This is a genomic window from Chitinophaga filiformis, assembly GCF_021646545.1.
GTDB lineage: Bacteria > Bacteroidota > Bacteroidia > Chitinophagales > Chitinophagaceae > Chitinophaga > Chitinophaga filiformis_A.
The window spans coordinates 77,254-100,479 of sequence record NZ_JAKIRP010000024.1 but is presented as its reverse complement, the minus strand read 5'-3'; the positions used below and the strand labels follow the sequence as shown (position 1 = coordinate 100,479).

18 protein-coding genes are annotated in these 23,226 nt (G+C 46.6%); 5 read left to right on the top strand and 13 right to left on the bottom strand.

All coding sequences use genetic code 11. The features are described 5' to 3' along the window. Position 1: 1 nt before the first annotated feature. The 4 genes from L3C95_RS33245 to L3C95_RS33230 form a co-directional block, all read right to left on the bottom strand. Complete coding sequence (locus tag L3C95_RS33245) at positions 2 to 3,220, bottom strand: type I polyketide synthase (RefSeq protein ID WP_236394977.1); 3,219 nt, start codon at positions 3,218 to 3,220, stop codon at positions 2 to 4. 25 nt (positions 3,221 to 3,245) lie between these two features. Next, positions 3,246 to 3,992 (bottom strand): thioesterase II family protein, encoded by a 747-nt coding sequence (locus L3C95_RS33240; protein ID WP_236394976.1) that lies wholly within the window; start codon positions 3,990 to 3,992, stop codon positions 3,246 to 3,248. 225 nt (positions 3,993 to 4,217) lie between these two features. Next, entirely contained in the window at positions 4,218 to 4,772 is a 555-nt protein-coding gene (locus tag L3C95_RS33235; protein ID WP_236394975.1) for a YcjF family protein, read from the bottom strand. Positions 4,773 to 4,802: 30 nt separating this feature from the next. Beyond that, positions 4,803 to 5,696 carry a prohibitin family protein gene (locus L3C95_RS33230; protein WP_236394974.1) on the bottom strand — a complete coding sequence of 298 codons (894 nt, stop codon included), beginning with the start codon at positions 5,694 to 5,696 and terminating at the stop codon, positions 4,803 to 4,805. A gap of 660 nt (positions 5,697 to 6,356) precedes the next feature. On the opposite strand from L3C95_RS33230, the gene L3C95_RS33225 reads away from it, so the two are divergent. Beyond that, a complete protein-coding gene (locus tag L3C95_RS33225; protein ID WP_236394973.1) occupies positions 6,357 to 7,007 on the top strand; it encodes a response regulator transcription factor in 651 nt (216 codons plus the stop codon). Positions 7,008 to 7,409: 402 nt separating this feature from the next. Here L3C95_RS33225 and L3C95_RS33220 read toward each other — a convergent pair whose 3' ends face one another. Further along, positions 7,410 to 7,961: a hypothetical protein gene (locus L3C95_RS33220; RefSeq protein ID WP_236394972.1), complete on the bottom strand. Its 552-nt coding sequence runs from the start codon at positions 7,959 to 7,961 to the stop codon at positions 7,410 to 7,412. 541 nt (positions 7,962 to 8,502) lie between these two features. On the opposite strand from L3C95_RS33220, the gene L3C95_RS33215 reads away from it, so the two are divergent. After that, positions 8,503 to 8,889 (top strand): VOC family protein, encoded by a 387-nt coding sequence (locus tag L3C95_RS33215; RefSeq protein ID WP_236394971.1) that lies wholly within the window; start codon positions 8,503 to 8,505, stop codon positions 8,887 to 8,889. A gap of 1,074 nt (positions 8,890 to 9,963) precedes the next feature. Here L3C95_RS33215 and L3C95_RS33210 read toward each other — a convergent pair. The 8 genes from L3C95_RS33210 to L3C95_RS33180 form a co-directional block, all read right to left on the bottom strand. Beyond that, positions 9,964 to 12,057 carry a heavy metal translocating P-type ATPase gene (locus L3C95_RS33210; RefSeq protein WP_236394970.1) on the bottom strand — a complete coding sequence of 698 codons (2,094 nt, stop codon included), beginning with the start codon at positions 12,055 to 12,057 and terminating at the stop codon, positions 9,964 to 9,966. 46 nt (positions 12,058 to 12,103) lie between these two features. Beyond that, entirely contained in the window at positions 12,104 to 12,682 is a 579-nt protein-coding gene (locus L3C95_RS33205) for a DUF3347 domain-containing protein (protein WP_236394969.1), read from the bottom strand. Between the two features lie 109 nt (positions 12,683 to 12,791). Further along, on the bottom strand, positions 12,792 to 14,000 hold the full coding sequence (locus tag L3C95_RS33200) for an efflux RND transporter periplasmic adaptor subunit (RefSeq protein ID WP_236394968.1): 1,209 nt from the start codon (positions 13,998 to 14,000) through the stop codon (positions 12,792 to 12,794). A gap of 95 nt (positions 14,001 to 14,095) precedes the next feature. Beyond that, the gene (locus L3C95_RS33195) at positions 14,096 to 15,406 is read right to left on the bottom strand and encodes an efflux RND transporter periplasmic adaptor subunit (protein WP_236394967.1); all 1,311 of its coding nucleotides are present in this window, start codon (positions 15,404 to 15,406) and stop codon (positions 14,096 to 14,098) included. Next, positions 15,384 to 16,637 (bottom strand): TolC family protein, encoded by a 1,254-nt coding sequence (locus tag L3C95_RS33190; RefSeq protein ID WP_236394966.1) that lies wholly within the window; start codon positions 16,635 to 16,637, stop codon positions 15,384 to 15,386. The genes L3C95_RS33195 and L3C95_RS33190 overlap by 23 nt, the downstream gene beginning before the upstream one ends. Further along, positions 16,621 to 18,555: an efflux RND transporter permease subunit gene (locus tag L3C95_RS35050; protein ID WP_262916022.1), complete on the bottom strand. Its 1,935-nt coding sequence runs from the start codon at positions 18,553 to 18,555 to the stop codon at positions 16,621 to 16,623. Before L3C95_RS35050 ends, L3C95_RS33190 begins: the two co-directional genes overlap by 17 nt. 1 nt (position 18,556) lies before the next feature. Beyond that, a complete protein-coding gene (locus L3C95_RS35045) occupies positions 18,557 to 19,846 on the bottom strand; it encodes an efflux RND transporter permease subunit (RefSeq protein ID WP_262916021.1) in 1,290 nt (429 codons plus the stop codon). A gap of 151 nt (positions 19,847 to 19,997) precedes the next feature. Next, complete coding sequence (locus L3C95_RS33180; RefSeq protein WP_236394965.1) at positions 19,998 to 20,396, bottom strand: HYC_CC_PP family protein; 399 nt, start codon at positions 20,394 to 20,396, stop codon at positions 19,998 to 20,000. A gap of 962 nt (positions 20,397 to 21,358) precedes the next feature. On the opposite strand from L3C95_RS33180, the gene L3C95_RS33175 reads away from it, so the two are divergent. The 3 genes from L3C95_RS33175 to L3C95_RS33165 all read left to right on the top strand — a co-directional run bounded on the left by L3C95_RS33175 (position 21,359) and on the right by L3C95_RS33165 (position 23,197). Next, positions 21,359 to 21,973 carry a hypothetical protein gene (locus L3C95_RS33175; RefSeq protein ID WP_236394964.1) on the top strand — a complete coding sequence of 205 codons (615 nt, stop codon included), beginning with the start codon at positions 21,359 to 21,361 and terminating at the stop codon, positions 21,971 to 21,973. A 156-nt stretch (positions 21,974 to 22,129) separates the two neighbouring features. Further along, entirely contained in the window at positions 22,130 to 22,402 is a 273-nt protein-coding gene (locus L3C95_RS33170) for a hypothetical protein (protein ID WP_236394963.1), read from the top strand. A gap of 81 nt (positions 22,403 to 22,483) precedes the next feature. Beyond that, positions 22,484 to 23,197 carry a hypothetical protein gene (locus L3C95_RS33165; protein ID WP_236394962.1) on the top strand — a complete coding sequence of 238 codons (714 nt, stop codon included), beginning with the start codon at positions 22,484 to 22,486 and terminating at the stop codon, positions 23,195 to 23,197. Positions 23,198 to 23,226 lie beyond the last annotated feature (29 nt).

The window sequence follows — 23,226 nt, the reverse complement described above, 5'->3', positions numbered from 1 at the left end:
CTTAATATTTTTGCATTTCTTCACTAACCATTTTTAATACCTCCTCATCACTCATATCATAGAGACTGCTGATGGTTGCTTTTACCGGTGCTGTCACAGCCTTTTTAAAACGGCTGTTCACATAAACCGACAAGCCATTGATGGTGGGATAATTGAACAGCATATTGGTGGTTGCGTTCAGTCCCAACTGTGCATTGATGCACTGTACATATTTCACCAGCAGGATAGAGTCCATACCCATATCACTGAAGCTCCTGCTGAGGTCTACCTGTTCATCATCGCCGATTGCCAGCACCTGTTTCACCAGCCGGAGTAATTCCTGTTTTATGATGTCTTCTCTTTCTACATCATCTGCGATCAATGACAGATCTGTCTTTCCTGCTGCCGGCGTTTCCACTGCCTCTTCCACAGGCCGCAGATTCTCCCAGAAGGCCATAGCGCCCTGCATTTCCATCATCGCAATAAAACGGGCATTGTCAAGGCATACATACACCAGCTGCGGAGCATCTGCTACCAGCAGAGAAGCATATACCCTGCGTACCGCGCCTGCATTAAAAGGCGGCACACCAGACTCCTTCAGCAGGTCAGCACTGTTCTCCGCTTCAAGCATCATATTGCTGTCTTTCCACGGGCCCCAGTCGATGGTCTTCGCCGGAATACCACGTTTCCTGAGTTGGAGCACAAAAGCATCCATATAGGCATTCGCGGCAGCGTAATGAGACAACATGCCCGATCCCCACACGGCGGCAATGGACGAGTAGGTCACCAGGAAATCCAGTCCTTCCAAAGGCAGATAAGTGGTCAGGTGCTGCAAACCTGTGACCTTGGGTGCGGCCACATACATGATATCATCGGCAGACATCCTGCTTTGCAAACACCGGCTGTTCGTACCAGCTGCATGCACAATGCCCTTCAGTACTTTCCTTTCCATGCGCAGCCAGTCACCGAAGTCTCGCACTGCGTTTTCATCCGTTACGTCCAGTTGTTTGTAAACAATACGATCATTATGCGTCGGGCTGCCTGCGCTTCTTCCGGTAACGATTACCGTACCTGCACCCTTATGCAGCATCCACTCGGCCAGGTGTGCTCCCAAAGAGCCCTTACCTCCGGTGATGAGATAAGTACCATCCGGATCGCAGGTAATTTCCACTGCAGGTGAAAGTCCTGTGACCCCGAGAGCGGGATACCAGATCCCGCCATTCCTGCCGGCTATCTCCCTGTAATAGGATTGCTGTATGTAGTTGTTGATGAAAGCCTGATCTGGCAGCGTCGTATCTATGTCCAGCACCAGCATAGCGGGGCCACGCATTTCCAGAGACGCTGATCTGATGAAAGCGGTCAGGCTGTATTGTAATGCATTTACATCATTGGTGCCCGGTGCATTGAACGCATGACGGGTAATAAAAAGAATGGTTTCCGGTATATGGCTAAGCTGTTGTACAGTTTGAAGGAAGTGCAGTAACTGCTGGTAAACATGTTTCATTTCCCCGGCATCCGTCTCCTGCAATGTGCTGATATCGTATACCAGGCAAAGCGGGTACGGGCGGGGAGCTGGCACAATACTATCCAGCATCAGCACCTGCTCAGGCGCCAATGTACTGCTCTCATTATTTTGCATGAACTGTTCCCTGACGACAGCTGTTCCTGCACCAGTTTCGATATATATGTATTGCTGCGGGGTGCCTTTCTCTTCCAGCGCAGTCAGTGGCTTCCACTGTATGTTAAAACAAGCAGCGGCAGATTTTCCGGGCAGATTTCCCAGCCAGTGCGACTTCTGCTGGAAATGCGGCGCAGGTAGCTGCTTTGCCTTGATGGAAGGTGTTGCTTCACAGGCGGTCACTATGCAATGAGCGATAGTGCCGGTAAAACCAAAGGAGCTAACGCCTCCGCTTATACGTGCATCTTTATCTGTGAATCCGTATACGTGTTTATTGACACGGAAAGGCATATGTTCCCAATCGATATGATGATTCGGCTGCTGGAAATGCAAATGAGGAGGCAATTGTCTATGATAGATACTCAGGCAGGCTTTCATAAAACCTGCCAGTCCGGCGGCCGCTTCCAGGTGGCCTACATTACTCTTCACGGAGCCCATCAGCAGCTTCTCTCCTCCTTTACGGCTGCCGAATACCTGTTTTAAGCCTTCTGCCTCTACCGGATCGCCCAGTGACGTACCGGTACCATGACCTTCAATAAAGCTGATCTCTTCCGGCTGCATGCCTGCGGCACGCAGGGCATTACGGATCACCTTCGCCTGGCTCGCAGGGTCAGGAACGGTCAGGCCGCCGCTGGCGCCATCCTGTGCCACGGCAGAACCTTTAATACATGCATAGATACGGTCTCCGTCTTTTACCGCATCCGATAATCTTTTTAATACAACGGTCAGGCAACCTTCAGAACGCACATAACCATTCGCGCTGTCATCAAAGGCCTTGCAACGCCCGTCTGGCGATAACATGCCGGCATCTGTAAGGCTGGCCTGCAGATAAGGAGATAATACCAGGTTTACGCCACCCACAATAGCGATCCCGCATTCATGCCTTTTCAGGCTTTCAGCACCCTGGTGCAAAGCTACAAGTGAAGAAGAGCAGGCGGTATCGATACTCAGACAGGGACCATGAAAACCGTAACAGTAAGATATACGGCCGCTGGCGCCACTGAGCGAATTGCCACTGCCCAGGTAAGGGTCCACCCTGTACTTGTCATCCTGCTGCATGATATGCAGGCTGTAGTCAAAAGCGCTGATGCCGGTGAATACGCCGGTATCAGACCCTTTGAGCGATTCCGGCGCTATACCTGCATCGGCAAGGGCATTGGCTACCGTCATCAGCAGCTGCCGCTGCTGCGGATCGATATATCTGGCCTCTGCCGGGGAAATGTGAAAATATTCGTTATCAAACAATGTGATGTCGTCAAGCAGGCCCGCATGCGGCATAGCGCGATGGACAGAACTTTCGGACTGTCCCATGTCCTGCCAGCGGGCGGTTAAACCATTGTCAGCGATCAGGTCTTCCCCCGTCAGCAAGGCATCCCAGAAGTCCTGTACTGAACGGATGCCACCGGGCAGGTGACACGCCATCCCTACCACCGCTATTTCTTCTGACAAGGGGTCACGGTTCTTCTCTTCCTGCAGTTTTCTTTCAAGGTTCCGGATGATCAGAAACGACTTCTGTAGACTGCTAAGCGTATCATGGGATGTAGACTGGGTTGCTGTTTTCACAATAGTTAAATTGGTTGATAGAGGGTTAAATACATTCTTTATAGCGGGACAGCTGCAAATGCGGGAAATGCATACTGAAGTATTTGGATAATGTCCGGCTGAAAGTTGCGGCATCCGAAAAATAGAAATGGTTACCTTCCAGCCACTCCTGGTAACAGGCCGCCGTCGTGTGCTCTTTCCATGAAAGCGCAGGCTCGGGGCCTACATGCTCGTCTTCCGTTCCATTCATAACAACGAAGGGTATATCGAACGATTCACGTTGCTCATAACAATAGGTGTCATTCAGGCGGAGGTCATTTCTGATGATCGGCAGATAGAAGGAGAGAAAGTCCGGATGCTGCAGAAAAGACTCAGGAATGCCTCCCATGCGGGAAAGACAGGCCAGCAGTTCTTCATCGGGCAATAAAGACCTGTTGCTTCTTTCTGTAGCGGTGGGCCCTTTTCTCCCGGAAAAGAACACCAGTTCCGGCAGATTTACGCCATAATGCCGCATACAGTTCATCGTTTCGAAGGCAATGAGAGAACCGAGGCTATGGCCGAGGAACACCAGTGGCAGTTCTTCCTTTCTTTTCTGCTGCACTATCTTCATACAGTCCATTGCCATAGCATGCATGTCTTTCTGAAAGGGCTCATGTATCCTCCTACCCCTTCCCGCGTAACAGATGGTAGCTGTCACAGTTTCAGGCAGCAGCTCTTTCTCTACAGAAACATAGGAGATCTCGCTTCCACCCGCGTGGGGGAAAATAAAAAGCTGTACGCCGCTAATACGCATCGCTTTAATGTTGTTTGTAGGATGTAAAAATTATTTGCCCTTATTTATCGGCTGAAACAAATAAAGCAGTACGAGTACCACAACAGGGGTTGCGACAAGGGCCAGACAAAATGCTCCCCAGAAGCCGGTGCGCGAGCGGGCACCGACAATTCCGCAGACCACTGAAAGAATTATCCAACCGATAAATAAGGGGCTAAATATGATGCTGAACATAATCGGGGTCAGTTAGTTAATGTCAATATCAGACTCCGGTTCCACATCTCTTCCTTTCCCTCTGGTAAAGGGTTTCTTGACTGTTTTGGTGATGTTGGTTACAACTTCTTTTCCTTTATCGAGTTCTTCTGAGAAATATTCTTTTACATCGTTAGGTTTGAAATCGAGCATGGTACCGCCTTCAGCAAAATGTTTATCAAACACTTTTCCTACAGCGTAAGTGGTAGCACCGGCAATTGCGGGGAATGTAACGGCGCCAATAGCAGATCCTACAACCGGAATGGCCTTGAGCGCACTTCCCAGGAAGCTGGTCACCAGCGCCTTGCTGCCTACACCTCCTACTAAGGATGCCAGCAGGGATTTGCCCAGATCTTCTGCAAACTGTACACCATGTGCCCTCGCCAGTTTACTGATCATGGAAAGCTGCACCCCGGTAACGGCTGCCACATCCACTATCGGGATAGGAACGGCGCCTACGCCCATAGAAATAAGTACATGCTTTTTGATAATTGCCCTTGCATCTGCTTTCTCAGCGGTGGCAACTTCAATTTGTTGATTTTCTGCCATGTTAATTTTATTTACTGATGAAAAATTATTTTATCGTTGTAACCTCCTTCGGTCAGGTGGTGTAGCTCCGGGGATAGTGTTGCTGGGCACTGTTGTAAACTGATCTCCCATGATGATAGGCAGGCCGCTTGCATTGTTACCCATAATGATCATCTTTGAGTTTGGCGACATGGCCAGTCGCTGTGTTACATCGAGCGCCCTCCACTGAGCAGGCGACACATTCAGGATGGTACTGAAATCTCTTATACCCTGGGCTTCAATGATCTTACGCTGCCGCTCCTTTCGCTCTATGACCAGCCTGTAATTATACTCCTCGCTCTGTTGCTGCCGGCTGTATACGGCCGTAATAGCTTTATTCACAGAGTCAGGCAGCACTACGCTTGATATGAAGTATCCTTCAATAAGGACTTTATTGTTGACCAGGATCTTCCTCAGACTATCTATTTCATTTTTCTCCATGACGCTTCTTTCCGTCATATAGATATCTTCCGGGCTAAGTGAGCCTATATCCTTTCTGATCTTGGATTGTATACAGGGCGCGATCAGCGTGTTCTTATAATCCACCCCCACCTGCTGATGCAACAGGGGCAGGAAATTGCGGTCCGGCTTGAACAATACGGCGTATTGCAGATCTACCTTAAGGCCATTTTTACTGATAATAGACTGACTGAACGTGAGCTTTTGCGTTTTGACATCGTAAATGGTCATTGTACTGAACGGACTGATAATGTGCAGGCCTTCACCATACGTCCGCGTTATATCGGTACCATTCATCACGGTATATAAAACACCCGCCTCACCTGATTTGATCACTATGAAGATCCGTTTATGAAAAAACACAATAAAAAAAAGGAGCACCAGTACTACGATAGCCGCCCTTCTTAAGATTTCATTCCGTTCTGTTGGGGTAAATTTTCTTTTCATAACCTGCCCTCTGCAAGACTATTTAAACTGGTTAGCCAATGAAATACATGTAAATGACTGACGGAAAGTGAAGGGACCAAATAGATGTTTTCATTTATTATCATTAATGGGTTTTATCATATTATCAATACGCTTTATGATTTATCTTCCCGACACATGCATAACACACGTATAGTAAAATGGCCATCACGGCTTAAACCGGGACGTTCCAGGAGATATTTTCTGATGTTCCCAAACAACAAACGCAACCCCAAACGGCTGCTCTTTAAGGGAATAAGGATCTATCATACTCAGCAGGTGAATGGTGGCTTGCGCACGAGCAGTGATATTTCATTGCTTTGTTTTATCTAAATTTTACTGATATTCGTTTAAATAAAATTCGTGCTATTATTGCTATTATTTACCACATAAAAGTGTAGTCTATGAATATCTTATTAGGATAGTACTTATTTTACACCCGATCAATTTGAATACACCTCATTCAGCGACGAATCAATAATTTTATTTTCATTATTTTTGAGAAAGGTCAGACTAGCTCACCTCGCTCCCTATTTTGTTCTAAGGATAAATTATGTGAATGTTCTGTTGTTTCTAATCTCTTCACCAGTAGATTAAATACACTTTTATTTAACTCCCAATGATCCAAAATCTAAAAAACCAATGTTATCAATTCAGCTGAATCGCAAATACCAGATCGGTATCATTGAAGATGACATTCAATTCAGTGACGACCTTATTTTGCACATCTCTCAAACCAGCCATTTTTCTACCTGCCTCAACACCAACAGCACCTCCAATGCTTTCAGGATCCTGTACAATCATCCGACCCTCAACCCTGATCTGCTCTTACTCAGCACACAGGCTGCAGATGCTGAAGGATTGGAAGAAATAAAAGAGTTCAAGGAGCTGAAACCTGAAATGCTCGTAGTATTGCTTACCAAAGAAGAGAACAAGCATATTATCAGGATGGCATTTGATCAGGGCGCAGATGGTTACCTGATGAAGACGGAAAACTTCTACAGCCTCGAGCGTAAGATCATCCATATGCTTGAATATGGACAACCCGCCATGAGCCAGCAGATCTTCCGGTACATGCTTTTCCGTAACAAGAGCGACAAACCGGTCAAAACAGATCAGCTGACAAGAAAAGAGCAGGAGATCATAGAAATGGTACTGGAGGGCATGTCTTATAAAGAGGTGGCGGCCGGGCTACACCTGAGTCTAAATACGATTCAATATCATATGAAGAATATCTTTCTTAAGCTGGATATTAAAACAAAGACCGAGTTGTTTAAAATTTATTATCATTGATGGGGTGGCGGGGACGGCAGGGCCTGGCTTATAAATTCGAACAACGAAAGAAGGGAAAAATCCCTATACATTCCAGTTAAATTGGTCCAGGTCAGAACACTTGTTTGAAAAATGGTTGGAGAGAATTAAAAAAAGCAGACGAATATCTCCCCTTTCCTGCGTGCCGAGTGGTGCATGTTCCAAACATTAAGATATATAAATGCACGATGGGCATGCCGATCAGGATGGCTAAACGAAGTCTCCTCAGCAACAACCAACGAATCGATATAAAAAACCGCAAACGGATGGCGCTTGCGGTTTTATATGTTTTAAGCAGTCTGTCCTTTATTGCCGCTGTTCATATGCCGTTCAACGACAATAAATACAATTGACATGCACCGAGGACTCACCTACAAAATGCTTTTAGTTAGCAGAAGAAGAACCAAAGCCCCATCTGACAGATATATTATGCTTTTCTGCATAAGACTTACCAAGCATCGTAAGTTTGCTAAATAATTCTTCAAACCTGGTATTGTATTTATCATGAATAGCCTGTCCTTTTGCCTGTATCTGCTCTTGAGGAGCACCCTCATCATACATCCTGGCAAGTTCACTGTATTCATTTTTATAGATAGCCAGTACATATTCATGTAAGGACGTAGAAGTTTGAACCATTTCTTTTGTTTCCGCCGCCTCTGTCAGCTCTCTCAGTTTTTTAAGATTGTCTTCTATGACTAATATTTTCAGATCAATAGTCTCCTTTCTGGTCATAGGCACGACATCACTTTTGCTGCCTTCTTTGAGTTTTACAGACGGAGACTTCAGCTCGTTCATCAGGCCATCACCCGAAATGCCGGTGATCGAATTACAGTTTAATACAGCTACATCAAAATACTTTTCAGGGCTTGTCAGATTACAGGATGTAAGTATCTGGCAGGTAAGAAGCGCCAGCATAAAAACTTTCTTAACGGACATAGATATACTTTTTTTGGACAATAAAGATAACATATATCCGACAATTATAATAGTCGCGGTTAATTATTGAGACATGCTCGGAAAAGTCTTTTTTTGGCCATTCTTGTTATAAATATTTTTCAGTAAATAAACTTGCGCTTTCGGACGTATACCCGAATTGATCATAGTAAGACCAATATCAGCATAGTTCATTCCAGCTTCTCTTAACCAGGATAGTACTATGTCCCTATGTCCATCTCTAATCAGTCTATCAGTCGGACGGTCTGTGTTCTGCGATTGATTTCTTTCAAACAAATATTGTATTTTTAGTGGTAGCAGCGAAGGAATTATCGACGCCCTTCAACACAATCTCAGCAATCTTTCCTGATGGCTGCAAAGGGAACTCCTCAGCCCAATGGATGTCGAAACCATATTTCAGCCTGCAGTAAATACAAAGAGTGGGATAGTCTTTTAATAAGTGTGAAGATTCATCGTCGCCCATTACGGGAATCAGGCTTGTGCAGATATTGAAAGAAAGCCATTAACCAAAAACCTTTAGTTTATGAAAACAAAAAAAATCTGGGCCAATTTCAGTGTGCAGGATTTAGACCGCACGACTGCTTTCTATAAACAGCTCGGCTTTAAACACAATGGAGCGTCTGAACAGCTTACCAGCTTCTTCTTTGGCGACGAAGATTTTATCATCCACTTCTTTTTAAAGGATGCACTTCTATCCGGCATGAAGGGTGAAATAATTGATACAAAGGCGGGGAATGAAATTATATTCACCCTTTCTGCTGACAGTAAGGAGGAGGTTAATAATTGGGAAAAAGAGGTGCAGCAAGCCGGCGGGACGATAGTTTCAAAGCCGGAAGAATTCGGGAAAGGGTATTATGGTTTTGTGTTTGCTGATCCTGATGGTCACAGGTTTAATGTGTTTCATATGTAGGGTTGTAGGGTAATGATTTCACGAACCCCGGGGTTTCATCCCCGGGCTACAAAACTGAGGCTCCTAACGGGGCCTATTGACGTTTTGTTTCCGAACACGCACATTAAGGTAAAAAGTAGAAGGAGGTTCATAATACAGTATGCTACCAGTATCATACCTCCATTTGCGCTCTTGTCATCCGAATAGTTAACTCCTTTTAGGTCGGAAGGCGTGACTAAACAGGCTACCATTAGCACTGTTGGTAAAAAAAGTAACAATAGTTCCTCAAGGGTTGTCTGATGTGAAAAGTAGTCTCTCATCCACACCGAGTCAACCCAATTAATAACTATAAATAGCTGAATTATATGTATATATATTTGGAACGCGACTGCAGTCAACGCGTTAAAATAAGCCGATCCCCTGCCTTTCTTGTAGTATCTGTAAAAAAGATACATGACGAATTTCAGCATGATTTATTATCAGATGTCGCCTCTCTTCAAAATCCTGAGGTTCTTGATGAAGCCTATTATGGGCGAATAATTGCTCCGCTTTCCTCAAAGATAAATATGCTAATTTTCAATTAACTACTGTAAACATCAGTCTCTCTTACGAGCACGATATCTATCCCACATTTCCAACAAGACGCCACCTGTTATGGCTGTCAAGACACAGAAACCGGGTTTCGGGGGGCCAAAATCCGGGGTTAACCTTCCGTCGACATTCGGTCGACATTCGGTCGACATTCGGTCAAGGTAGGCTCATCCTCCCTTCATCTTCCGTTCCGGAACGGAAGATGAAGGGAGGATGAGCCTACCTTGACACTAGGTTGACTATATCTCAGGTACATAAAAGTTACCTGACCCATTCCGGTACCAATCCGGTACCAACGGTGTACCAATGGCCTCATCTTATGTTCATCTTACGTTCAAAACGTAGGATGAACATAAGATGAGGCCATTGGTACCGGATTGGTACCGAATACATACTATACTGATGCCGGGATTATTCCGCGGCAAGGGCGCATTGCGGAGGGCTCATACTTACAGCCGGGTACGCCCGGGGAGGACGGTTTTACATTCCAACTGAATGAGTAGCTTATTTTACCGTCAGGAGCTTTGCATTGACAGCGACCACAATGGTGCTCAGGCTCATCAATACGGCGCCCATTGCCGGACTAAGCATAAACGCAGGATAGAGGATACCCGCGGCCAGCGGGATAGCAATAACGTTGTAACCGACAGCCCATACCAGGTTCTGGACCATTTTGCGGTAGGTAGCCCTTCCGAAGGCGATCATCTGCACCACGTCTTTCGGATCGGAATTTACCAGGATAATATCCGCCGTTTCGGCCGCTACATCGGTGCCTGAACCGACAGCGATGCCAACGTCGGCCTGGGCCAGCGCGGGAGCATCGTTTACGCCATCGCCTGTCATAGCCACGATCTCTCCTTTGTCCTGGAATTCTTTCACCTTGCTTTGCTTTTCGTGAGGCAGCACGTTGGCCAGATAGCCATCCATCTGCAGTTTTTGGGCTACGGCGGCCGCAACCTGCTCATTGTCGCCCGTTAGCAGGAACGAGCGGATGTTCATGGCTTTCAGATCGGCAATAGCTTCAGCTGCGGTCTCACGGATGCTGTCGGCCAGGGTAATGATACCGGCAGGGGCATCGTCAATCAATATAAAATTCACTGTATCGGTGGACTGGTCAATTTCGGCAGGAATAGCCGGTATTTGCCTGTTTTTTTCCCTGAAGTAGTTAGGACCTGCCGCGACTACTTTTCTGCCCTTTACGGTGCCGCTAACGCCCATTGCCTGCATATACCTGAAGTCAGTGGATACCCATAATTCCAATTTCCGTGCTTTCAGTGCCTTCATGACGCCATGCGCAATATGATGTTCTGAGTTCTGCTGAACAGCGGCTGCGTAACGCAACAGGTCATCCGCAGAAAACTGCCCGTTTAGGGGAATAACCTGCTGCACTTCGTGGGCCCCTCTGGTAAGGGTGCCTGTTTTATCGAAGATGATGGTGGTCAGCTTCCGGGCATTCTCAAAAGCGGTACGGTTACGGATCAGCAATCCATGCATGGCAGACAATGAGGTCGAAATGGCTACCACCAGCGGAATGGCCACACCCAATGCATGCGGACAGGAGGTCACCATTACGGTCACCATGCGTTCCAGGGCAAAAGACAGTTCATTGCCCTTCGCCAGCCATACGATGAAAGTGATGATACCTACACTGATAGATATGATGGTCAGCCACTTCGCTACTTTGTTGGCCAGATTCTGCGTGTTGGATTTAGCACCCTGCGCTGACTGTACCAGGTTGATCACCTTATTCAGATAGCTGTCGCCACCCGTGCCTGTTACCTGCACCTTTAAGGCGCCATCTCCGTTCACGGCTCCGCCAATCACTCTGGCGTCTTTGCTTTTTCTGACAGGAACGCTTTCCCCGGTAAGCATACTCTCATTCACATTAGAGCTGCCATCCAGGATAATTCCATCTGCAGGTATTTTCTCACCGGGTTTGATAAGAATGATATCCTGTTGCTGCAGGTCTTTCAGTGGGATATCTGATACCTGCCCATTGCGCTCTACGTGCACCACAGCAGGCAGCAATTCCACCAGCGATTCCAGGGCCCTTGACGCCGCCATCTGCGACTTCATTTCGAGCCAGTGTCCCAGCAGCATAATGTCGATCAGTGTAGCCAGTTCCCAGAAGAAGTCCATCCCCCGGAGGCCAAACACCACGGCCACACTATAGATATAGGCTGTGCTGATAGCCACCGCTACCAGTGTCATCATACCGGGATTCTTCCATGTCAGTTCGCGTATCATGCCCACCAGGAAAGGCCATCCGCCGTAGAAATAAATAAAGCTGCTCAGGGCCAGCAGTAAGTATTTATCTCCCGGAAAGGATATTTCGATACCGAGCCACATTTGTATCACGTGCGATAACAACAGCACCGGCACAGTTAAAACGATACACAGCCAGAAACGTTTGAGAAAGTCCATAGTATGGTGACCCGCATGCTCGTCATGACCACCTTTGCTGTCATGTTCCTTATGATGTTCATGTCCTTTCGCAGACGCAGGCGCATGTTCATTACTGGTATGATCATGTTGATGAGCCACTTCCCTGTGTGGCGGCTCGTGCCGGTGTTCGTGATGTTCATGCTTGTGTTCCATACTATGGGTTTTAAAAATGATAGGATTTTAATACTGGCTGCCATACTTATTCGATCGTTTCTTTTACTTCCCCGCAGGTCATCATCTTTTCTCCGAAATAAGGGTTCCTTACTTCTTTGTTTGCACTTAACCAGTAAGCGCCTTTATCGTTCATGGCCATCGGGCAATAATCAACATACAAAGCACCGCTGTTCAGACCTGACTTTTTTACCAGTGAAATGAAGCTGTTGCTGAGATCTGCATATGCCGCCCTTTGTGCCTCAATATCTCCTGCTGCAGTAACCTTAGCTGCTGATGCACCCAGTGCCTTACCGTCTGCCACTGTTGCGGCGCCGGTTTCAATGGCATTGCTGGCAATCTTTGCCTCTGCCGCATCACCATTGATAAGTGCGGTGGTAAGATGTACATAATGCTGGTACACAGCATTCAGCTTATCGTCTTTTAGCTGTACAGCAGCGGCAGCAGGGGCACTGCTTTCGCTCATGCTGCTGTGGTCGTGACCTTGATGACCTTCATGAGCCATGGTATCTGTTGTATGTTCGCTTTTTCCTGCTTCGGGATTATTACACGCCGCGAATAAGATAACTGTGAATACGGGTACTGCCGCTCTGATTAATTGTTTCATAGTTTTGATTTTACTGATAGATTAATGTTGTTGTTTAATATTGTTTACTACGGATCGCAAGGCTTCAGTACCTGTCTGGTACTTTCAGGCATTATGCAGGACATAAGCCCTACAAGCCAGCCAGCGGATTTGCGCCTTTCTTCAGTACGAATTCTGAGTACAACAGGTAAGCGCCTGAGATCACTACTTTATCGCCGTCTTCCAGCCCGTCGGTGATCTCTACCTTGTCAAAGTTCTCCATGCCGGTTGTCACCTTACGGGGTTCAAATTTTCCGCGGGCAGTTTCAATCCAGACATGTGCGCCCTTACCGTCCCTGATCACAGCATCTACAGGCAGGCTCAATACATCTCCGCCGGTTTTCAGGGGAAGGAAAATGTTCGCCTGTAATCCGGGTTGCCAACGATTATCAGGATTAGCTACCGTTCCCCGGATCTGCATCAGCTGACTGCCACTCTGTAATACCGGGTTGATGAATGCGATATTCATGGTTTGCGGTTCGTTCTCCCAGCCGGCAACAACCACCTTCACGGATTGCCCCACACGAACGGCTGTGGCTTCTGCAGGATAAACATCTGCTTCCACCCATAGCTGGTGATATCCTTCCAGTCGCATGACGGCGCCGCCTTCCGCCACATACTGCCCTTCCGATACGGATAGTTCCGCCACTACGCCGCTGACACTGGCCGGATAAGTTATATAAGGATTGGCTTTACCTGATTGAAGCAACTGACTGATCTGCCGGTCTGACTGATCATACAATGCGAGCTTTTGTCGCGCCGCCTTCTCTATCTGCTGAAAGCGAACATCTTCCGGAAAATGTTTTGCCTGGGCCGCTGCCAGCAGGTATTCCTGTTGCAGGGATGCCAACTGCTCGGAGTAGATGCGGTATAAAGGTTGACCTTTACTTACTTTCACTCCGGTCTCTTTTATGAACAGTGTTTCTATGCGTCCGGGCACCCTGCTGGAGATGACGGCCGTCTGTTCCGGATCAGTTACCAGTCGCCCGTTCAGTTGTTTATAGTCAGACAAGGCAGCGCTGCCCACCGTTATGGTGGTGATATTGGCCAGTTGTATCTGGCTTTCGCCCAGTGTCAGCGAAGCATCTTTGTTACTCTTATCAAACGGTACCAGGTCCATACCACAGATGGGACAGGTACCGGGTTTGTTCTGCACTATCTGCGGATGCATGGGGCAGGTATATGTCTGCTCCTGCACTTTGGCCGCCTTTTGTTTAGAGGCTTCCTTACAGGCTGTCAGCAGTAAGGCTGGCATTAATGCAACGACTGCAACTGATCTGATAAATTTCTTTCTTTCCATATATCGCTATTGTTGCGTGTTCTTGTTTGTTTCGATAAAGCTTTCATTGTCTACCAGGTAGAACGGATTGTCGGCTACTTCCAATCGCTAACAAGCTACTGCTGTATGTTCCTGTTTACTTCGATAAAGCTCTCACTGTCCACCAGGTAAGAAGCATTGGCTGCTACTTTCCAGTTACTGATATCTGTCGTTACCTGTATCATGTCTTTCGTTTCCGCAGCAATTGTAATTTCAACTGGCACATATACATCCTGCTGTTGTCTAAAGACAACAGACCTGTTCCCCAGTCGCCATACGGCCTGCTTCGGCAGCCACCAACCGTCTGTATACATCAGTGGAATGTTAGCAGTGATCAGCGTTCCTACCTGGAGACGACCATCCTGCAGGTATACCCTGGCCAGCGTAAAATTCTGCCCATTACGGAAGACAGGCTCTATCAGGCCGATATTACCCACCTGCATGTTGTTGATATCATTCCCGGAGTAGAACAGCAGTTTCTGCCCCTTCCTGATCCGGGCCGCCAGTTGAGGTGGAAAAGCAAACTCCGCCACCAGTCCGGAGGACTGATAAATAGTGAACAAGGACTGACCAGCAGTTACATACTGTCCCTCGCGCAGCAATACCGGCGAAGTTGCGGGCGCAGGACTTGCTGCCGGTTGAGTCGTTCCACCACCTTGCATACCGCCCATACCGTCGCCGGAAGAGGCAGCGGGAGCTGCTGTAGTTGCGGCAGTAACAGGTTGAGCAGACTTTTCAAGGATATAACCGTCGCTGTTACTATATACCGGCACACGGTACAATATATTACCTGACTGCAGCACCTGCGCGATCTGTGCCGGCTGCATACCCAGCAGTTGTAAACGTTGTCTGGCAGCGGGTAACATCTCCGGGCTATTCTTAGCTACATATAACAGCTCCCGTTGTGCGGCGGCCAGGTCAGGTGAATAGATCTCCATGATCAATTGCCCTTTTCTGACTGGCTGATAATTGTACTTTATCAATAACCTTTCCACGCGTCCGCCGACCCTGCTGGCAATACTTGTCTGGCGACGGGTATCATAAGTGATAACACCGTTCACTTCAGACGAATAGATACGCGTACCGCTTTCTGCGCTGATAGCAGGAATGCTGGCAATTACGTGTTCATTCACTGGCTTTGTCAGTCGTGTGATATCGCTGTCAATCACCAGTTCTTTATTGGCATCTTTCAACACCAGGTCCATTCCGCAGATAGGACATTGTCCAGGTTGCTCTTTCACGACCTGCGGGTGCATGGGACAAGTGTATTGCTGATGCTGCGCATGACCGGCATGCGTGTCTTTTCCTGTCCTGCCTTTACAGCCCGCCATACCTGAAAGGATAATGGCCAGGCCCAGTATGATACTAACGATATAGCTGTTTCTCATAATCCACTATCATTTCGTAGAGTTTTAATTTTTCGTCCAGTACGTTGGTATGCATCATGGTAAGTGCTTCCCAGGAGTCGATCACATTGCTCAATGCCAGTTTATTCTCCTGATAGTTCAGGAAATTGGCATCGAGCGTCTGCTGCAAGGCAGGGATCACTTTCTCTTCCATTGTGGCAATACGTTTCTGCATGGTCTGTATCTCGTACTGCATACCATACAACATGCCCTGCGTTTCCTGCAGCATAGCGGATCTTTCTTTCTCCATTGCCTGTACATTGTATTCCATGGCCTTTATACCGGACTTGTACATCTTCGAGGCCCAGGGAGCGATCGGTATACTCACCATGCCCATAGCGCTGTAGGCCTTCGGCATCATGTCGCCCAGGGGAGACATGTGATCAAAGCGTATCCTGAAATCAGGCTTCTTCTCACGTTTCATGCTTTCGATATTCAGCTGCATGGAATGAATGTTTGCATCCATCCTGACGATATCTTTTCTCACAGCAGACAGGCTGCTGGTGTCGTACGAAGCAGCTGGCATAAAACGCGGCTCGTAGGTGGTATCTATTTCGAAGGCCTCGTTGCCCGGGGCATTCATGAGACTATTGAGCCAGGACCTTGCTTTGGCAATGGTACCTTCCTGCATCCGGATCATGTTGCGGTTGTCTTCAATCTTCGCAGTAGTCCTGTATACACCGCTTAACTGCGATTGATTATAAGGGTATCTGACCTCTTCTATCTTCTTCATCGTCAGCATGATCTTCTCTGTTTCCTGCAGTACTGCAATACGTTGCCGGGCCACCAGCCAGCTGTAATAAAGTAGCCTGGCGCGGGCTTTAAAGTCGTTCAGGGTGATATCTCTTGTCGCCAGTTCAATATTGCCCTGTGAAGCGATGTAGCGCTTCTTTGCGTTCAATTTCGCCGGATTAGGAATGTCCTGTTCCAGCTGCAGCATAATGTTCCCTTTATCCCTTTCATCCATTACCTTCTGGCCGGGATAGGGCGTCATGAATGTGCCGACTCCTACCATGGGCGCCATCCAGGCAGTAGCCGCGTCTGCGTTGTATTTATAGCTTTCCGCTTTTAGTCCGTAGGATTGCAGCAGGACATTATTCCTGTCAACCCGTTGTATGATACTGTCCAGCGTCAGCACCGGCGCCTGTTGTGCAGATAAACCAGCGGGAACGCATAACAGCATCCATACGATATATTTAGTGATGTACTTCATGGATCTCCAATTTTCCGTACTTGCGTAATTCATATTCTTTCGACATTAAAAAGATCAGTGGTGTTACCAGCAATATATGTGTGGAGGAGGTCAACACCCCACCGATCATCGGCAGTACGATCGGCTTCATGACATCAGTTCCCACTCCGGTGGCCCACAACACTGGTACAAGACCAAACAGGGAAACACATACCGTCATCAGTTTCGGGCGCAAACGTTTCGCTGCGCCATATATCACGTGTTGGCGGAGATCTTCTTTCGTGATAGTCTGCGAAGAGTTGCCCTTCGCTTTCACCAGTTGCTGCATGGCATCGTTGAGATAGATCACCATCACGATCCCGGTTTCTACTGCGATGCCAAACAAGGCGATAAAGCCCACCGCTACTGCTACAGAGAGGTTCACGCCCCAGAAGTAGATCATATACGCGCCGCCAATCAGTGCAAAAGGCACGGTGATCAGGCTCAGGAAAGCCTCCCTGATCGATTTGAAAGCAAAATAGAGGGAGAAGAAAATGATGAGCAGCACAATCGGTGCGATCCACATCAATGTTTGCTGACCACGGATGAGGTTTTCATATTGACCGCTCCATTCCAGGTAGTAACCGGCAGGCAGTATGCCTTTGGCCTGGCTCATTTTATCAATGGCTTCCTTCACTGTACTGCCCAGGTCACGTCCGCGTACATTGAACAATACGGCGCCGCGCAACATGGCATTTTCAGAAGTGATCATAGGAGGACCATCGGTGAACTTTATATCTGCTACGGATGACAAAGGCACTTCGCCCATGGATGCAGACATCAGTGGGATACGTTTTATACGCTCAACACTGTTGCGGTAATCCTGTGCCAGTCGCACGCTGATAGAAAACCTTTGACGGCCTTCTATCGTGTTGCCAACAGGCGCGCCTCCCAGGGCCGTTTCCACCGTCTGATTCACATCGTCCACGTTCAGGCCATACCTGGCCAGGTCGGCCCTGCGCACATCTATACTCAGGTATTTTCCGCCGGTAACCGGTTCCACGTACAGGTCCATAACGCCCGGCGTTCCTTCCAGCGCTTTCTTCACACGTTCGGATACAAGTGCAATAGAATCGAGTTGCTGTCCGTATATTTTGACGCCCACATCTGTCCTGATACCGGTGGCCAGCATGTTAATGCGGTTAATGATCGGTTGTGTCCAGCCGTTCACAACACCTGGTATCTGCAGTTTGGCATCCAGTTCATTGATGATGTCTTTCTTTGTTTTCCCGTCCCGCCATTGCGATTTTGGCTTCAGCATAATGATGGTTTCTATCATACTGATGGGGGAATTGTCGGTGGCGGTACTGGCGCGTCCAGCCTTTCCCAGTACTTTATCTACTTCGGGTACAGACTTGATGATCTTGTCCTGCACCTGCAGGATACGTTTTGCTTCCGCATTGGAGATATCTGGGAGTGTAACCGGCATGAAGAGGATACTCTGTTCATCAAGCGGAGGCATAAATTCGCTGCCCAGGCTTTTCAGTAAGGGAATGGTGATCACAAGTGCGATAACGTTAATAGCGATCGTCGTTTTACGCCATTTTAAGACACCGTTGATGATGGGCTCATAGACCCTTTCCAATACCCTGTTCACCGGATTATCATGATCCGGTCTGAACTTTCCCTTCATGAAGAAAGAGATAAGCACCGGCGCCAGTGTGATGACCAGCAGGGCATCCACGATCATGATGAATGTTTTGGTGTATGCCAGTGGATGGAAGAGTTTACCCTCCTGCCCTGTCAGCATAAAAACAGGCAGGAACGAGGTGATAATGATGATAGTGGCAAAGAATACCCCACGGGATACCTGTTTGCTTGACTGTTCTATCACCTTTAAGCGCTCTTCTTCCGTGATCCATTCCGGTGATCTTTTAAATTTATTTTTGAGCCAGTTCATGTTATTTACTTTTTTGTTGTTCCTGCCATCCTGCATAGCGTTCTGCCAGGTGTTTGTAGGCGTTCTCACTCATGATGATGCCATTGTCGACTATCACGCCGATAGCCAGGGCGATGCCTGTCAGGGACATAATATTGGAAGAAATACCGAAAGCATTCAGCAGGATGAAACTGGCAGCCAGCGTGATAGGAATCTGTATGATAATGCTTAGTGCGCTGCGCCAGTGGAAAAGGAAGATGATCACTACCACCGATACAACGATCATTTCTTCAATGAGCGTGCGTTTGATGGAATCCACCGATTCTTTGATAAGCGCCCCCCTGTCGTAGACAATGTCGAACTTTACACCCTGGGGAAAGCCTTTGGCCACTTCCTTCATTTTTTCCTTGACCTTATCTATTACGGCGTCGGCATTTTCGCCATAGCGCATGACAACAATACCACCCACGCGTTCTCCCTGGCCATCCTGGTCGAAGATACCCAGGCGTGTTTCGCCCGTCATCTGTACAGTGGCCACGTCTGCTACCCTGATGGGAATGCTGTTCTGCGTTTTGACAGGGATATTCTCTATTTCGGCTACTGATTTCAGATAGCCGGAAGTTTTGATGATATAGCCGATGTCGCTGAGCTCAAACTTACGGCCACCTGATTCATTGTTATTGGTGCGTACCGCGTTGATGACTTCTGCTACCGACAATCGGTAGTAGAGCAGTTTATTAGGATCTACCGTGATCTGGTATTGTTTCTGGAACCCGCCGAAGGAAGCGATCTCGCTGACACCTTCCACGTTCTGCAAAGCGAATTTTACATACCAGTCCTGCACCGCGCGTTGTTCACCGAGGTCCATTTCAGGAGCATCCAATGTATACCACAGTATATGCCCTACCCCGGTTCCATCAGGTCCCAGCTGAGGCGTTACACCAGTTGGCAATGTGCGGGTAACGGTGCTTAATCTTTCCAGTACTCTTTCCCGGGCCCAGTAGATATCGACATCGTCGTTGAAGATCACGTAGATAAAACTCATGCCGAACATGGAGGTACCGCGCACGTATTTAATACGGGGCATTCCCTGCAGGTTCGTGACCAGTGGATAAGTGATCTGGTCTTCAATCAATTGCGGGCCACGGCCCATCCATTCAGTAAATACAATCACCTGGTTTTCTGAGAGATCGGGAATGGCATCAATAGGGTTCTTTTTTACAGCAAAGATCCCCCAGGCAAATATGCCTGCTGCCATCAGCAACACGATGAACCGGTTGCGTAAAGACCATTCTATTATTCTATGTACCATACAGGTGCTTTTGAACGCACATGTGCGTGAATATGCTAAAAATTAATTGAGGACGTTTATCCGGCAGGCGCGGGCCTGATATCAGATAATTATACTAGTGGAGATGATGGCGTACGAATAAGGAGATATGGGTTGTACGCCTGATGGGGTATCAGATGCGGAATGTGCAGTTCAATATATGTGTATGTACTTTGCTACTTCGTGGCGGAGCATTACCGACCGGGAACTCTTCCAGCAGGGAGACAATATATACTTCCGGCTGGTCAGGATAAATAACAGGCGTAATTACAGCAGGCGCCTGGATAAAAGAGAAGTTATTCTCAACAGCTTTCTGGTCTTTCTCCAGTTTTACCGTTTTATGCTCATCCTTGCAGCATTTCTTAGCACATGCCGACTTAGGTTCGGCGCCGCATTTGCTGCATTTTTGGTCTTCCTTATGCCATAGCTTCACTTCTACCAGCTTTCCCATGCAGTAATGCATGTGGAAGGTCGCACCGGTAGACGAACCCATGTAAAGAATAGCCAGTATGAGTGTGAGTAGCTTCTTCATACAGGGCAAAAATAGAGGTAATATGCGAGAATGTGTTATATAATTTGGGGTGGGGTTTATATTATTATTAAAAAATGGGATGTTTGGAGGGGAGGATTGAGCTGGGTAGCCTGTCATTCGGGACAGGATGTGGTTGGGGGATGTCCTGGGGCATTGGTTGAGGGGAGATAGGTATTGCTTAGATGGAGATCGGGGATCGGGGCTAAAACGTCGTTTTAGGAGTGCAGGTTCGATTCCTGTTCTGGGCACTAAAACACTAAACCCGCTCTATGAGCGGGTTTAGTGTTTTAGCATATTTGAAGCCCTTTACTAAATTGTTTATAATCAATCAGAAAAAGGTTCGATCAATACAATATAATAGTTTTAAAAGATGAGTTATAAGCCGCCCCCCGACAACTCTATGGATATTTAGAGTCAAGGGAGAATATGCCCGAATAAAGAAAACAAACCTCCTTAAATATGTCGAGACGCATCGCTGTCCCAAATATCTAAAGGATCAAACTTAAATATTTAAATTTCCTCCCTATTAACACACTGACATAGATAAAAAATGCTCCGGAGCTTAAACAAAGCGAAATTCACCATCAAATAAGGAGTTTTTTCGATCGTATTGATTTTCTTGCATAGTATAACAATGACTAATTAAAAAAATAGCCCCGTTTACTTTATCCTTTAAAGTATCTTTCACTATAAGGCTTCGTGCACGAATTAGGGAGAGGTATCTCTAGATTAACTGGTAGGGTTCATATTGCGAAATATTTCCGCTATTTGGTACACACACACTTTTCCCAGACGGAGCAGTCAATACTTCACTTTACTTTTCCTATGAAATCGGAAAGATTTAGTTTATATTTATTACTATAACCCCCTCACTATCTTCCGTGGCATGCAGGAATGCAAACGTAGTGGGTTTTTGTTAAAAATAAGCGCTTATGCTAAGCGCATGTATTCAAATAACCAACATGAAGCATACCTTCCCTATTATTGCCGGTTTACTTTCGGCCATCGTCAGCGGCTGTTCACAGCAGAACAGCAATAATAACCAAGGCACCACTGCCTTTCCTCCACCACACATTTACTATAGAAGTTATGAAAATGTAAATGAGGAGGGTGGATACGCTGATGGCACCTATTGTGCCACCGTAGAATACTACTATGCTGCTACCGGCACCAGGTCTACCTACACACTTGAAGTAGAAGTGGAAGACAACGAGCTTACAGTCATTCACTGGCCTAATGGAGGATGGCTGGATAATACACATTTTACACCGCCTGATATATCCGACGGTTCCGCGTCTTTTACCAGTGACCGTGGAGTAGACTATACTGTAGAAATTATTGGTGAAGAAGGTGACTGTGGGCTTTCCGGTTACGCTGAAGATGAGGATAACCTTCTACAGCAGGAGGAAGATGAAGAAGAAGAGCGGCAGCGGTTAAGGGAAGAAAGAGAAGAAGAAGAGGAACGTGTGGAGGAGGATCGGCGCGAACGCCGGCAACAACAGGAAGAGGAAGAAGAAGAGCGCAGGCGTGAGCAGGAGGAGCTTGAGCGATCTGAGGAAGAACCACAAGCTTTTTAGCTTTAGATTGAGAAATTATATAAACACTATCTCCTAAAGATTGTCAGCCGTGTCTCATTTCAGCCACCGTTGAATGTAGGGTGTGAAGCTGCTTAATTTAATCACGGCAAACAATAAGGGATTTTTATTTAATAAATATTTTTTAAATAGTCCTAAATGACAGCATACAAGAGAAAGTCATTTATACATTCTGACATTGAATTCGTGATTGAAGTGGAGCCGCTTGATCATGCCTATGTTCTTACCACCTACTTTGCTAATGGCAATCGGGCGACGAAGGACCTTTTCTCTATTACTTACGAAGAAAGTGACAGATATAAACTACGCAATGGAATTCCTGGTATTGATCGGGCAATTGAAATGGTTATGGAAAGCATAGAGAGAGGTTACTATTTTGGTGGCGCAATGTATGATCAAGACAACCCATGAGTCAATAAATCAACCTCACTGCGGATACCATGTAACATATAACAATTCGTTTTTTTAATTATTCCATAACAGAAGATAACAATGAGTAAGAAGTTTAAAAATAAAACTTGCGCCTATTGTAGTACTCCGAATTCTGCAACTACTGGAGATCATGTATTTGCACGGGAATTTTTCGATGAGAAACATCGTCACAATCTCCCCAAAATTCCTCCCTGTGAAAATTGCAATAATGAGAAATCAAAACTCGAACATTACCTTACGACTGTTTTACCATTCGGATCACAAACGAAGAATGCTGAAATTAATCTGAGATATAATGTTTCAAAAAGACTTAAAAGAAATAATAAGTTGGATCGTAGTTTGGCAAGCAGTATGGAGTATCGATGGGTTGAAAAGGACGGCATCTTAGCAAGACAAATGACACTTCCCTTCGATGGAAAAAAATATCATGATCTGTTTGCTCTTATCGCTCGAGGACTTGTTGTTCATCATTGGAATCTACACCTTCCTTTGGACTATGATTTTATGGCGATTACCACAGCAAAGGGCGGCGAGGAATTTTTTGAACGTAATCTTAGTCTTAATGCTACCAAGCTGACAAGTGTTAGTCTTGGGGACGGCATGTTTCAATACAAAGGCATGCAATCTTTTGATGATCCCAACAAAAGTACGTGGAAGTTTATTATTGCAGGTGGTACGCAAGTACTTGGCGATAATGGTCTATTATCTTCTGTAGTATATGCAATAAGCGAAAAAAAATCTTTTATAGAAGATATTCGTTCCCATATTAGATAACGCACCCATGTAAAAATAATCTCCTGAAT

Coding starts and splice junctions, on each gene's coding strand:
- L3C95_RS33240 (WP_236394976.1), bottom strand. CDS start 3,992: ATGCGTATTAGCGGCGTACAGCTTTTTATTTTCCCCCACGCGGGTGGA.
- L3C95_RS33230 (WP_236394974.1), bottom strand. CDS start 5,696: ATGAAAAGAAAATTTACCCCAACAGAACGGAATGAAATCTTAAGAAGG.
- L3C95_RS33165 (WP_236394962.1), top strand. CDS start 22,484: ATGAGTAAGAAGTTTAAAAATAAAACTTGCGCCTATTGTAGTACTCCG.
- L3C95_RS33235 (WP_236394975.1), bottom strand. CDS start 4,772: ATGGCAGAAAATCAACAAATTGAAGTTGCCACCGCTGAGAAAGCAGAT.
- L3C95_RS33200 (WP_236394968.1), bottom strand. CDS start 14,000: ATGGAAAGAAAGAAATTTATCAGATCAGTTGCAGTCGTTGCATTAATG.
- L3C95_RS33210 (WP_236394970.1), bottom strand. CDS start 12,057: ATGGAACACAAGCATGAACATCACGAACACCGGCACGAGCCGCCACAC.
- L3C95_RS33170 (WP_236394963.1), top strand. CDS start 22,130: ATGACAGCATACAAGAGAAAGTCATTTATACATTCTGACATTGAATTC.
- L3C95_RS35050 (WP_262916022.1), bottom strand. CDS start 18,555: ATGAACTGGCTCAAAAATAAATTTAAAAGATCACCGGAATGGATCACG.
- L3C95_RS33190 (WP_236394966.1), bottom strand. CDS start 16,637: ATGAAGTACATCACTAAATATATCGTATGGATGCTGTTATGCGTTCCC.
- L3C95_RS35045 (WP_262916021.1), bottom strand. CDS start 19,846: ATGGTACATAGAATAATAGAATGGTCTTTACGCAACCGGTTCATCGTG.
- L3C95_RS33225 (WP_236394973.1), top strand. CDS start 6,357: ATGTTATCAATTCAGCTGAATCGCAAATACCAGATCGGTATCATTGAA.
- L3C95_RS33180 (WP_236394965.1), bottom strand. CDS start 20,396: ATGAAGAAGCTACTCACACTCATACTGGCTATTCTTTACATGGGTTCG.
- L3C95_RS33205 (WP_236394969.1), bottom strand. CDS start 12,682: ATGAAACAATTAATCAGAGCGGCAGTACCCGTATTCACAGTTATCTTA.
- L3C95_RS33215 (WP_236394971.1), top strand. CDS start 8,503: ATGAAAACAAAAAAAATCTGGGCCAATTTCAGTGTGCAGGATTTAGAC.
- L3C95_RS33195 (WP_236394967.1), bottom strand. CDS start 15,406: ATGAGAAACAGCTATATCGTTAGTATCATACTGGGCCTGGCCATTATC.
- L3C95_RS33220 (WP_236394972.1), bottom strand. CDS start 7,961: ATGTCCGTTAAGAAAGTTTTTATGCTGGCGCTTCTTACCTGCCAGATA.
- L3C95_RS33175 (WP_236394964.1), top strand. CDS start 21,359: ATGAAGCATACCTTCCCTATTATTGCCGGTTTACTTTCGGCCATCGTC.